General features: G+C 38.7%; 10 protein-coding genes. 1 reads left to right on the top strand and 9 read right to left on the bottom strand.

Going from position 1 to position 12,560, the window contains the following annotated elements:
* Positions 1-3: 3 nt before the first annotated feature.
* Positions 4-96: an IS3 family transposase gene (locus F5ESL0260_RS09615; protein ID WP_370448574.1), complete on the top strand. Its 93-nt coding sequence runs from the start codon at positions 4-6 to the stop codon at positions 94-96.
* Between the two features lie 49 nt (positions 97-145).
* On the opposite strand, the gene whiA is transcribed toward F5ESL0260_RS09615, so the two are convergent.
* From whiA to F5ESL0260_RS03400, 9 genes are all read right to left on the bottom strand, one after another.
* A complete protein-coding gene (gene whiA / locus F5ESL0260_RS03440) occupies positions 146-1,081 on the bottom strand; it encodes a DNA-binding protein WhiA (protein ID WP_122025858.1) in 936 nt (311 codons plus the stop codon).
* Between the two features lie 6 nt (positions 1,082-1,087).
* On the bottom strand, positions 1,088-2,113 hold the full coding sequence (yvcK, locus tag F5ESL0260_RS03435; protein WP_046324618.1) for a gluconeogenesis factor YvcK family protein: 1,026 nt from the start codon (positions 2,111-2,113) through the stop codon (positions 1,088-1,090).
* A 5-nt stretch (positions 2,114-2,118) separates the two neighbouring features.
* Positions 2,119-2,997, bottom strand: a complete 879-nt coding sequence (gene rapZ / locus F5ESL0260_RS03430) for an RNase adapter RapZ (RefSeq protein ID WP_046324617.1) — start codon at positions 2,995-2,997, stop codon at positions 2,119-2,121.
* Between the two features lie 95 nt (positions 2,998-3,092).
* On the bottom strand, positions 3,093-3,635 hold the full coding sequence (locus F5ESL0260_RS03425; RefSeq protein WP_122025857.1) for an HdeD family acid-resistance protein: 543 nt from the start codon (positions 3,633-3,635) through the stop codon (positions 3,093-3,095).
* Positions 3,636-3,689: 54 nt separating this feature from the next.
* Entirely contained in the window at positions 3,690-6,539 is a 2,850-nt protein-coding gene (gene uvrA, locus F5ESL0260_RS03420) for an excinuclease ABC subunit UvrA (protein ID WP_122025856.1), read from the bottom strand.
* Positions 6,529-8,571, bottom strand: coding sequence for an excinuclease ABC subunit UvrB (uvrB, locus tag F5ESL0260_RS03415; protein WP_122025855.1), 2,043 nt, complete (start codon positions 8,569-8,571; stop codon positions 6,529-6,531). Before uvrB ends, uvrA begins: the two co-directional genes overlap by 11 nt.
* 99 nt (positions 8,572-8,670) lie before the next feature.
* On the bottom strand, positions 8,671-10,395 hold the full coding sequence (locus tag F5ESL0260_RS03410; RefSeq protein ID WP_122025854.1) for a phospho-sugar mutase: 1,725 nt from the start codon (positions 10,393-10,395) through the stop codon (positions 8,671-8,673).
* A gap of 126 nt (positions 10,396-10,521) precedes the next feature.
* Positions 10,522-11,457 (bottom strand): thioredoxin-disulfide reductase, encoded by a 936-nt coding sequence (trxB, locus tag F5ESL0260_RS03405; RefSeq protein WP_122025853.1) that lies wholly within the window; start codon positions 11,455-11,457, stop codon positions 10,522-10,524.
* A 58-nt stretch (positions 11,458-11,515) separates the two neighbouring features.
* Entirely contained in the window at positions 11,516-12,535 is a 1,020-nt protein-coding gene (locus F5ESL0260_RS03400; protein WP_122025852.1) for an NAD(P)H-dependent glycerol-3-phosphate dehydrogenase, read from the bottom strand.
* Between the last annotated feature and the right edge of the window lie 25 nt (positions 12,536-12,560).

The raw sequence follows: 12,560 nt of genomic DNA, 5'->3' as shown, positions 1-12,560 counted from the left end.
TGGATAAGTTATTACAATGAAGATAGAATTCGGCACAAGCTAAAAGGCTTAACTCCGATTCAATATCGGAATCAAGCCTTAAGTAAAACGATATAAAACTAACGTCCAGTTTTAGGGGTTAGCTTCACATTGATGAGTTTCTTTTTTATTGCTCTAAACTTGCAGCAATATCGTGAATTTTTTTAAAGCGATGATTGACTCCAGATTTTGAAATCGGACCATCTGGCACCTGTTGCGCTATTTCTTTCAGTGATAGTTCCGGTTCATCTAATCTTAGTCTAGCCAAACCTTGCAATTTTTCAGGAATGTTTTCTAGCCCAATTTTACGTTCAATCAACTCTATATCTTCAACCTGCTTGGCTGCTGCATTAGCCGTCTTTTTTAAATTAGCTGTATCACAATTGACCAACCTGTTAACAGAATTACGCATATCACGCATAATGCGCAAATCTTCAAAAGACAACATTGCATTTAATGCTCCGACAATATGTAAAAAGTCACCAATTTTTTCGGCTTCTTTTAAATAAACAATATAGCCACGCCTTCTTGGTGTACTTTTAGCATTCAGATTAAAGCGGTCATTCATAATATGAAGCAAATCGTCATTATGGTCTTGATAAATAGAATAAATTTCCAAATGATACCGACTCGTATTAGGATTATTCACACTGCCACTGGCTAAAAAAGCACCACGCAAATATGACATCGACCCTTCCCGTGAATTAATTATTCTTTTAGGAATGCTAGTAATTAAATTCAAGCTTGGGGTCAAAATTTCCAAATTATTCAGTATTTCTTTAACGTGATTTTGTAATCTCACCAAATACTGATTATTTTTTTTAAGCTTCATTTTGCGAGAGACTATCAGTTGTGGTTCAACCTTATATGCAGTTTTTATCAATGAAAAAATACGTCTAGCTATGGCAGGATTTTCAGTAGTGATATCAAGACTAAATTTGTGCTCATGAAAATTCAAAACGCCATTCATACGCAGGAAAGCAGCCAATTCAGCTTTGGCATGTTCGCGGTGAATGGGCAGCGAAGTCAACTCTTTTTTTACGTTACTAGCATAGCTGGCCATTATTTGTTATTCCTTCCTGCGAGCCATTGCGGCAAATGCCAGGTTGATGATCTCTTTTGCTACCTTCTTACCGTCATGAAAAACCAATCCGCTACGCTGGTCAATAAAATCATCGGTAATCACCCGACAGCCCTGCTCGCGCAGTCCGTTAAAGTCTCTTTTTACCGGCTCAATATACGCATCGTAATCACTAGGATTAAACTTAGACATGTCAATTTTGGCACCATTAACTAAAGCAGTATTAATATAATGACCACCAAGATGTGCGTTAATTACTTTAACGTGATCACAGTCTGAAAAATGATCGGTTTCACCAAGCTGCGTCATAATATTGCAAATATATATTACTTCTGCACTAGTTTTCCTAACAGCTTCGCCTAAATTAGGTATCATCAGGTTAGGTAAGATTGAAGTAAACAAGCTTCCGGGTCCTAACACTACTGCATCAGCATTTTTAATAGCATTTAGCACTTTAGACACGGCTTTTGGTTCAGAATTTGAGTTTGTATTGGTAACCCAAACTCGTTTTATCCTCTTATCCTTATCAGTGATTTCCTTTTCTCCTGCTTGAATGGTCCCATCAACAAACTCAGCATTAAGTGTTAAGGGCTCGTTAGAGGCAGGATACACGTGTCCATCTACGTGCATCATTTTAGACAAAGACTGGACAGCATCAAAAATATTGCCATGCATCTCATTCAAAGCAGCAATGATTAAGTTTCCGATAGCATGCCCTGAAAAAAATGAATCGGAGGAATCAAACCGATATTGAAAAATATCTTTTTCTTCCTGTGAAATTCCACTTAAAGAAACCAGCACATTGCGAATATCACCTGGTGGAACGACATTGATAAAGTTGCGAATTGATCCTGAAGAACCACCATCATCTGATACCGTCACAATGGCGGTTATTTCAGCTTCCTGTTCTTTAAGCGCATTCAAAACAACTGGCAACCCAGTTCCACCACCAATGACCACAATCTGTGGTCTTCTACTTCTAGTTACACGAATCACTTTTTCAGCATATGTCATGAAAATCACCTTTTTCTAGTGTAACGACTAATTTCGCGGTGCGTAATATCAACTGTATAGTCTTCAGCCAAGTCCTGTGCCAATTGCTGTGCAATTGCAACGCTGCGATGCTGACCACCCGTACACCCAATTGCAATAGTTAATTTGCTTTTGCCTTCATTAATGTACCCCGGCAAAGCAACTTTTAACAAATCTAAAAATTTTTGATAAAAAGTCTGGGTTTGTTTTTTATCCATTACATAATTAAAAACCCGTTTATCGAGTCCCGTAAATGGCCTTAATTCAGGTATATAAAATGGGTTAGGCAAAAACCTGACATCCATCACAATATCTGCATCAATTGGCATACCGTATTTGAAGCCGAAAGATAATACTTCAATGGAAAATGGCTGTTTATGCTGTTTACTAAATCTATTAATCAGCTCCTGCTTTAGTTCCTTAGGTGACAAATTAGAGGTATCTATAATGTCATTAGCTCGATTCTTTATACCTGTTAAAATTCGTCTTTCTTCTAAAATACCGTCAAGCAAGCGGCCATTGCTTGCCAATGGTGGCACACGCCTTGTCTCTTTGTAACGGGCTACTAAAGTGTTATCGGAAGCATCCAGAAATACAATTCTAGTTTGAGCGTTGCCATTATCTTCAAGCGAATTGATCTCATTATCTAAGTCTTTATAAAACCGTCTAACTCGTAAATCAATTACCACTGCTACTTTAGTAAAATCATCCGACCTGACAATTAATTCCCAAAAACTAGGTAAAAGCGATGGAGGCAAATTATCAACTATAAAATAGCCCATATCTTCCAAAGCATGAGAAGCCACGGTTTTGCCCGCGCCACTCATTCCTGTAATAATCAGTAGTTGCTTTTTGTGCTCAGCCATTTTCAAACTACCCCCCCTATTAATAAAATTATACCATACCAGGTTTTTCCTAACTTTTTTGAGTAAAAAAAAAGTTCTAATGAACTTTTTATTTATTAGCGATTGACAAAAGCTGCAATAATTTGATTAATTCCAAAAATTAATAACCAGAATGACACTAACCAAATTAGTGTTAAAGCAGACAATGCCGGATTAAACATCAGGCTGATTGCTATCAATAATCCTAGTATATTTAATATTAGGTTTAGCCAAAAGAAGAAATTAGAAATTCTTCTCATCTGCCATGAAAAAACTATACCGGTAATCGAATCAAATAAGAACCAAAAAGCAAAAAGGTAGGCAATTGTTAATCCAGCAGCGTCGTATGAGTAAAGAAACAAAATTCCAACGATAATGTCCAGTACCCCTGAAACAATTGACCACCAGCTAGAAGGGATAAAATACCGAAAACGGCTGTAAAATACCAGCCAAACAAATCCCTGGACAATAGAGACAATAGCGAACAGCAAGACAAATGCGTGTAGTGCTTTACCAGGGTGCCGCAATAGAAATAACCCGGCAATTACCATTAAAATACCAGAAATAAATGCGGCCCAATTAAAACCACGATTTTGTCCGTAACTAGAAAAATTATCCATTTTTATTCCTCCTTGCGCTATATTTTACACTTTCTCACAAACAATTAATACTATTTAATTACTTTTTGCACTAGCCTTTTTTGTTAGTGACGTGTCACGCATAAGAACTGGCTTTAAATACTGACCGGTATAACTTTCCTTAACTTGTGCTACCTGCTCTGGTGTGCCAGTGGCAACTACTTGGCCACCACCTTCTCCTCCTTCAGGACCCAGATCAATTAACCAATCAGCATTTTTAATCACATCCAAATTGTGTTCGATTATCAAAACTGTATTGCCTTGATCAACGAGTCTTTGCAGCACTTCCAGTAAACGCTTGATATCATCTGTATGCAAACCAGTTGTCGGCTCATCTAAAATGTAAAAGTTCTTACCTGTTGATAACTTCTGCAACTCCGCAGCAAGCTTCATCCTTTGCGCTTCACCACCGGATAAGGTAGTAGCAGACTGACCTAGTTTGACATAACCTAAACCGACATCCACAATTGTTTGTAATTTGCGCGCAATTTTAGGAATATTTTTAAAGAACAAGCAAGCCTCACTAATTGTCATATCTAAAACCTGTGCAATATTTTTCTTGCGATAGGTTACTTCGAGAGTTTCAGAATTATAACGACTGCCATGACAAACTTCACACGGAACATAGACGTCCGGTAAAAAATTCATTTCTATTTTAATAATGCCATCGCCATGGCAGGCTTCACAACGACCGCCTTTAACATTAAAAGAAAAGCGCGCCTTAGTGTAACCACGAAGCTTGGCTTCATTTGTTTGGGCAAATAAAGCTCTAATATCATCAAAAACACTGGTATAAGTAGCGGGATTACTTCGAGGAGTGCGACCGATCGGACTTTGATCAATATCAATGATTTTTTCAATGTTTTGGTAGCCACTGATAGTTTTATATTTGCCAGGTTTAGTTTGATTTCGATTCAATTTTTGTGCTAAAGCACGTTTTAATATCATATTTACCAAGGTTGATTTACCTGAACCTGAAACCCCAGTAACCACAATTAATTTGCCTAAAGGAAATTCAACCTTTAAATTTTTGAGATTATTTTCAGCTGCACCGGTAATCGTAATTTTTTTACCATTACCTTTACGCCTTTTTAACGGAACAGGAACGAACTTTTTACCTGCCATATATTGTCCAGTTAGAGATTTCTCATTCTGTTCTACTTCTTCAGGCGTACCGGCAGCCATGACTTCACCGCCATAAGTCCCAGCACCCGGACCCATATCGATCAGGTAATCGGCTTGTCTCATAGTCTCGTCATCATGTTCAACTACAATTAAGGAATTACCTAAATCACGCATGCGCTTCAAAGCAGCTATCAGCCGGTCATTATCACGCTGATGTAAACCAATTGATGGCTCATCCAAAACATACATGACTCCTGAAAGATTTGAACCAATTTGGGTCGCAAGTCGGATTCTTTGAGCTTCCCCACCAGATAAAGTATTAGCAGAACGTGACAAGGTCAAATAATCTAGGCCCACACTATTTAAGAAGGTGAGCCTGTCACGCACCTCCTTTAGTATTGGCTTAGCAATGACAGATTCTTGTTCATCAAGTTTGATATTATTGAAAAATTCAAGGGCATGACTGATTGCCAAATCCGATGCCTCAGCGATATCCTTGCCATTAACTTTAACAGCTAATGCTTTACGATTTAATCTTTTGCCATGACAAGTTGAGCAAGTAAGTTCTGTCATATATTTGCCCATAACATCACGCATGAATTTTGACATCGGATGATAATAACGTCTTTCAACATTCTCCATAGCGCCTTCAAAAGGCGCTGTCGTATCATTAACTCCGAAATCACCGGTAACATGAAACTTAATTTTTTTAGTTGAGCCGTGTAAGATTGTCTCTTTTTGCTTCTTAGTCAACTTAGAAAATGGTTTATCAAGCGGAATTTTCAAAGCCGTACATGCCTGCTCAAGCATTTCCCCGTAGTACTTGGAATTTTTCCAAGGTGCAACTGCTCCTTCGGCTAAAGTTTTGCTTTGATCCGGAACAACCAAATCCTCATCAACTGATAACTTGACACCTAAGCCGTCACAATCAGGACAAGCGCCAAATGGTGCATTAAAAGAGAAGAGCCGTGGTTCCATTTCTCCTACAGTAAAGCCGCATTTAGGACAAGCATAGTATTCTGAAAAGTTGATCGTTTCTGCGCCGATCACATCAACATTCATATAGCCGTCCGATAAGCGCAGAGCTGCCTCTACCGAATCAAAAAGGCGTGACCGAATACCTTCTTTAACAATCAAACGGTCAACCACGATGTCAATTGAATGCCGCTTATTTTTTTCTAAATCAAATTTTTCACCAATTTCATGCATATCGCCATCAACAATAACACGCACATAGCCTGCTCTTTGTACCCGTTTAAAGACTTCTTTATGCGCACCACGTTTAGACCTGATTACAGGTGCCAAAATTTGAATACGGCTACGTTCAGGCAAAGCCAAAATGCGATTAACCATTTGCTCAACCGACTGTCTTTCAATTAAAGTACCATCGTTAGGACAAACTGGGTGCCCAACTCGAGCCCACAAAAGTCTAAGATAATCATTTATTTCAGTAACTGTGCCCACAGTTGATCTGGGATTATGCGATGTCGTTTTTTGATCAATTGAGATTGCTGGATTTAAGCCATCGATTGAATCAACATCCGGCTTATCCATTTGTCCTAAAAATTGGCGCGCATAGCTTGACAGTGATTGAACATATCTTCTGCGCCCTTCGGCATACAAAGTATCAAAAGCCAAAGAACTTTTGCCAGAACCCGACAGGCCGGTAATAACAACTAATTTATCCTTAGGTATAGACAGGTTAATGTCTTTTAAATTGTGTTCACGCGCACCCCGAATAACAATTTTATCATTTACCATTTAATGCTTTCCCTTTTTTCTTAATTGGACTTCTAGTTGAACTTTCCAGTTCCATGATAGCATCCCGCAAGGTTGCAGCACCTTCGAAATCAAGTTTCTTAGCAGCTTCCTGCATTTGCTTACGCAAGTCTTTAATCATGGTTCTCTTTTGTTTAACGGTTAATTCGTCAAAGTTCAAATCAGCAAAACTATCAGTTTGCGTATCTTCATCCGCCACTTTTGTAGCAGAAATAACATCCCTGATCGGTTTAACGATAGTTTTCGGTTTCATACCGTGCTCTTCATTAAATTTAATCTGTAATTTACGTCTTCTCTGCGTTGCATCAATAGCTTCCCGCATTGAGTCTGTGATTGTATCGGCATACATAATTACAGCCCCATCTGCGTTTCTGGAAGCACGCCCCATTGTTTGCACTAGTGGCCGGTATGCACGTAGAAAGCCTTCCTTATCAGCATCAAGAATTGCGACCAGTGAAACTTCCGGTACATCAATACCCTCACGCAATAAGTTAATACCAATTAAAACGTCATACTTGCCAGTACGCAAGTCACGCAATATTTGCATCCGTTCCAAAGTTTTAACATCTGAATGAAGATATTGCACTTTAATCCCGAGATCTTTTAAATAATCTGTTAAGTCCTCAGCCATTTTTTTCGTTAATGTAGTAACGAAAACACGTTCATTCTTTTCAATCCGCTTGTTAATTTCAGCAACTAGATCATCAATTTGACCCTCAACCGGTTTAACCTCAATTTTAGGATCAAGCAAACCAGTTGGTCTGATGATTTGTTCGACCTTATGATTTGTCCGTTCGAGCTCATAATCTCCCGGGGTTGCTGAAACATATAATATTTGGTTAACGTGTTTTTCAAATTCAGCCAGCTTCAAGGGCCTGTTATCAAGCGCAGAAGGTAAACGAAAGCCGTAATCAATCAAAGTCTTTTTACGGTTGCGGTCTCCGTTGTACATTGCCCTAATTTCCGGCATAGTTGCGTGAGACTCATCAATTAGAATGAGAAAATCATCTGGAAAGAAGTCAAGTAAAGTATAAGGGGGTTCTCCTTCTTTTCTTCCTTCCATATGACGAGAATAGTTTTCAATACCGTTGGTATAGCCAACTTCACCCATCATTTCCATATCGAAAGTGGTCCGCTGTTTAATACGTTCAGCTTCTAGCAACTTTCCCTCGCCTTCAAACTTTTTCACCTGAATATTCATTTCTTGTGAAATGGCCTTAAGAGCCCGTCTCATTTGCTCTTCATTGGTCATGAAGTGCGTTGCTGGGAAAAGTGAAATACTCTCTCTTTCACCAATAACTTCACCGGTTAAGGCATCAACTTCTACAATTCTGTCAATTTCATCACCGAAAAATTCAATCCGATAAGCGTGGTTAGAGTTGCCTGCAGGAAAAACTTCTACAACATCTCCACGAACGCGAAAACGACCACGTTGAAAGTCAATATCATTGCGGTCATATTGAATATTGACTAGATCACGCAGTAAAGTGTTTCTGTTGTATTCTTCACCCTCATGAACCGTAATCACACTCGCAGCATATTCTTTAGGGTCACCTAAGCCGTAAATGCACGAAACTGACGCTACGACAATAACATCGTTTCGTTCCATTAAGTCACTGGTAGCTTGGTGACGTAATTGGTCAATTTCATCATTAATTGCTGAGTCCTTTTCAATATATGTGTCTGATTGCGGCACATATGCTTCAGGTTGGTAATAATCATAGTATGACACGAAATAGTCAACGGCATTATGTGGGAAAAACTCTTTAAATTCTCCATATAGCTGTCCCACCAAAGTCTTATTATGAGAAATGACTAAAGTGGGTTTATTTAACTTAGCAATAATATTGGCCATAGTGAAAGTTTTACCAGTACCGGTAGCACCTTCCAAAATCTGTTCTTTATACCCTTTTTTAAAGCCAGCAGCCAATTTATCAATGGCTTTTTGCTGATCGCCTGCTGGATTAAATTTAGAAACGAGTTCAAATTTACGTTCTTCTTGTCGTTTAATCATCGAAAGACTCCTCGTAGAAAAAGTTGGACAAAATTGCCCAACTCTTATTTGACTTATTATATTTTACTCTCTCGAACGTATTTTCGCATCCTTTTTGTCTTATTTTAACAGTTTTGCCATTGCCTTTTGATAACTTTCAGCCGCCGCGTGAGCAGTTGCAATATCGGGCTTATTAACTCCGACGTAGGCTTTAATTACTGGTTCTGTACCAGATGGTCTTAAGGCCAGCCAAGTTTCATCTGCCAAATAATATTTTAATACATTGGATTTAGGTAGCCCTGCTAGCGGTTTAACACCATTCTCGGTAATTTCCTGCTGCTTTAAAAAGTCTTGGATTTTGTTAACCTTAACCCCATTTATTTCTTCTAAATGCTCTGAACGTAATTTTGACATCAAAAGCGCCATTTTCTTTTGTCCACCAATACCCGGCATTTCAATAGCTTTAGTAATTTCGTATGAAGTACCGTATTTTTGCCAAATTTCATTGAGACCATCTAGCACGGTCATGTTGCGTGAAGCATAATAAGAAGCTACTTCAGCAAACATTAGTGCACCCTGCATAGCGTCTTTATCTCGCGCAAAAGGCTTAAAAAGATAGCCGTAGCTTTCCTCAAAGCCCATCAAGAATTTGCCATCATGCATCTTACTCATGCGATCGATTTCTTCGCCAATAAACTTGAAACCGGTCAAAACATATTTGGTTTTAATACCAAAATCTTGGGCAATTTTAAACGGCATGCTACTGGAAACTACCGAGGTAATTAACTCATAATCGCTGGCTAATTGACCATTATTTTTTAAATTAACCAGCAAATAATAAATCATTAGCGTGGCAATTTGGTTACCAGTAAGCACTTGGAAATCACCATTTTTGGTGCGCACGCATGCACCCATTCGATCAGCATCAGGATCCGTGGCAATGATTAAGTCTGCCTGTTTTTCATTTGCTAACTTTATTCCCGGATCAAAAACATCACGGTATTCCGGATTTGGTTTTTTAGTTGTTGGAAATTCCGGATCAATGATTGTCTGGCTGGGAACCGGAATTACATTAGTAAAACCTCCTTGCCTGAATGCGCGATCATAAATCATTTTACCTGTACCATGCAATGGGGTATAAATAATGGTTAATTTGTCGGCATTTTGCCGGATAAGGTCGGTGTTAACATTTACCGTTTTCAATGCTGCTAAATATGCTTCATCAATGTCTTCACCAATCAGCTGTAAAGTTTTTCGTGCACGGAGTTGCCCTACTGGCGCTGCTTTAACGTTAAAAATATCTGTTACTCTTTGAGAATACTCAAAAACTCGCTCTGCATCTTCAGGACCCATTTGGGCGCCATCAGCACCATAGACCTTGTATCCATTATATTGTTTGGCATTATGAGAAGCAGTAATATTAATTCCGGCTGCAGCGTGTAAGTACCTAACAGCAAATGATAATTCAGGTGTCGGTCTTAAATCATCAAACAGATAAACATGGATATTATGGCTTCCTAGAATTCTGGCCGCATGATCCGCAAATTCACGTGAGTGATAACGTGAATCAAAAGAAATTACTACCCCATTATTTTGAGCTTGCTCACCCTTTTCATCTATTAACCGAGCTAAACCTTCTGTTACACGGCCAACAGTGTATAAATTGATGCGATTAGTCCCCGGCTCCAGTCTGCCTCTCATACCGGCAGTACCGAAATTAATATCTTGCCCAAACGCATCTTCAATCCAATTTGAATCTTGACCAAGTTCAGACAGTTGATCTTTTAAATAATCGGGCAGATTTCGCGCCTGTTGCCATTTTTGAAATGTTTCTCTTGCTTTCATTTCAGTAATGTTCCTCTTTTTCTAGCTTTTAATTCGTTTTCATAAATTATATTCTAGCATTTATCACTATTGCTATCTGTAAAAATAAAAAAAGAATTCATTTAAGCTGAATTCTTTTTGTAATCCTTATATTTTCCGATCATTTAAATCTTGCAAATAATTGTATGCCTGTTGGCCAGCAATACTGCCGTCACCAACTGCATTAGCAATTTGGCGCAAGTCTTTTGCCCTTACATCACCCAAGGCAAAAATACCATCAACCTTAGTTCTCATATGCTCATCTGTTGGAATCCAACCATTCTCATCAGTTACGCCCAAATCTTTAAAAGGAGCAGTTTGAGGAATAACGCCAACGTAGATAAAAACACCGCGAGTCTTTAAGTGTTTTTCTTCACCGGTCTCTTTATCTTTATAGGTAACGCCAGTCACCTTATTGCCGTCACCATCAATAGATTGAGTTAAGCCATTCCAAATGAAATGCATTTTAGGATTGGCAAAAGCACGTTTTTGCAGAGTTGGTTGAGCGCGTAGTTGATCCCGCCTATGTATAACCGTAACTGACTTAGCACTTTGAGCCAAGTAAATTCCTTCTTCAATAGCTGAATCGCCGCCACCTATAACCGCAATATCTTCATCTTTAAAAAAGGCAGCATCACAAACAGCGCAATAAGAAACACCCTTACCGGAATATTCATCTTCACCAGGAACACCTAAATGACGATGATCCGCTCCGGTAGCAATAATTAAGGCAGGTGCACTGTACTCGCCAGTATCTGTTTTAACTATTTTTAGGTCACCATCAGTGGTTACAGATTGAACGTCGCCATATTCAAATTTGGCACCAAACTTCATAACAGAATTGTACATTTTTTCGCCCAACTCTGGTCCTTTAATTTCACTAAAGCCGGGATAGTTATCAATTGCATCGGTGTTATTCATTTGCCCACCATACAAACCACGATCAAGCATTAACACTGAAAGGTTTGCACGAGAAGCATAAAGAGCAGCAGTTAAGCCACCAGGTCCTGCTCCGATAATGATTACGTCATATTTTTCCGTCATAGTTTTACCCCCAGTACTTTCTTATTTTTCGTAAGTAAATATTACAACGATTTGCATGTTAAAGTCTAATCTCCTGTTTAGGACTTCTACCCATCATCTGGGTAATTTCATCATCTACATTAGAATTTTGGTATAAAACGCGGTAGATAGCTTCACTAATCGGCATATCAATATGCTTTTCTGCGCATAATTCGTGCACAGCCTTTACTGTTGTAGCACCTTCAACAACCTGACCCATATTTTGCAAGACATAGTCAAGACTCTTGCCCTCACCTAATTGCTTACCACAGCGCCAATTACGAGAATTGACTGATGTACAAGTAACAATTAAATCACCTATTCCTGCAAGACCACTAAAAGTCATTGGGTCGGCACCAAAGTAATTAACTCCTAGGCGTGTAATCTCTGCTAATCCTCGGGTCATTAAAGCCGCCTTAGCATCGTCGCCATAGTGTTTACCAACTAAAATCCCTGCCGCGATTGCAATAACATTTTTAACCGCACCAGCTACTTCGACACCAATCAAGTCGCTATTGGTATATAAACGGAAATAGTCATTTGAAAATAACTGTTGCACCTTTTGTGCATTTTCCAGACTGGTTGAAGCACATGAAATGGCAGTCAAATCTTTTTGAGCAACACTTTCAGCATGGCTAGGTCCTGAAATAGCTACAATTTTATCCTCATCATCCGGATAGATTTCTTCAGTTAAAATTTCCGATATCAGTTTTTTGGAACCCGGTTCAATACCTTTGGTAGCAGTGACTATAAGCGGCTTTGAATTAGTTTGTCTTAAAATTTTACTTACATTCTGAGCAACACTGCGAATAGCTTGAGTAGGTAAAACAAATAATACAATTTCGGCTTCCGTTAAAGCTTCATTTAAGTCACCTGTCGCAACAGCCGTTTTATTTACCTGCCAGTTTTTCATATAGTGCTCATTAGTATGATACTGGTTAATTTCGTCATTAACTTTTTCGTTATTACCATACAGAACGATATTATATCCTTTATCTGCAAGCATTGATCCTAAAACCGTGCCCCATGAACCTGCTCCTAAAACTGCAATTTTTGTCATTTTTTACTCTCTTTCACTTAAATAA

Source organism: Lactobacillus sp. ESL0260 (assembly GCF_003692935.1).
Lineage (GTDB): Bacteria > Bacillota > Bacilli > Lactobacillales > Lactobacillaceae > Lactobacillus > Lactobacillus melliventris.
Note: the sequence above shows the minus strand (reverse complement) of the source record. Positions and strands in the feature narration are given on the sequence as shown.

What these genes read in the sequence shown, in the direction of transcription:
- whiA (WP_122025858.1), bottom strand. Translation starts at nt 1,081, where the DNA reads ATGGCCAGCTATGCTAGTAACGTAAAAAAAGAGTTGACTTCGCTGCCC.
- yvcK (WP_046324618.1), bottom strand. Translation starts at nt 2,113, where the DNA reads ATGACATATGCTGAAAAAGTGATTCGTGTAACTAGAAGTAGAAGACCA.
- rapZ (WP_046324617.1), bottom strand. Translation starts at nt 2,997, where the DNA reads ATGGCTGAGCACAAAAAGCAACTACTGATTATTACAGGAATGAGTGGC.
- F5ESL0260_RS03425 (WP_122025857.1), bottom strand. Translation starts at nt 3,635, where the DNA reads ATGGATAATTTTTCTAGTTACGGACAAAATCGTGGTTTTAATTGGGCC.
- uvrA (WP_122025856.1), bottom strand. Translation starts at nt 6,539, where the DNA reads ATGGTAAATGATAAAATTGTTATTCGGGGTGCGCGTGAACACAATTTA.
- uvrB (WP_122025855.1), bottom strand. Translation starts at nt 8,571, where the DNA reads ATGATTAAACGACAAGAAGAACGTAAATTTGAACTCGTTTCTAAATTT.
- F5ESL0260_RS03410 (WP_122025854.1), bottom strand. Translation starts at nt 10,395, where the DNA reads ATGAAAGCAAGAGAAACATTTCAAAAATGGCAACAGGCGCGAAATCTG.
- trxB (WP_122025853.1), bottom strand. Translation starts at nt 11,457, where the DNA reads ATGACGGAAAAATATGACGTAATCATTATCGGAGCAGGACCTGGTGGC.
- F5ESL0260_RS03400 (WP_122025852.1), bottom strand. Translation starts at nt 12,535, where the DNA reads ATGACAAAAATTGCAGTTTTAGGAGCAGGTTCATGGGGCACGGTTTTA.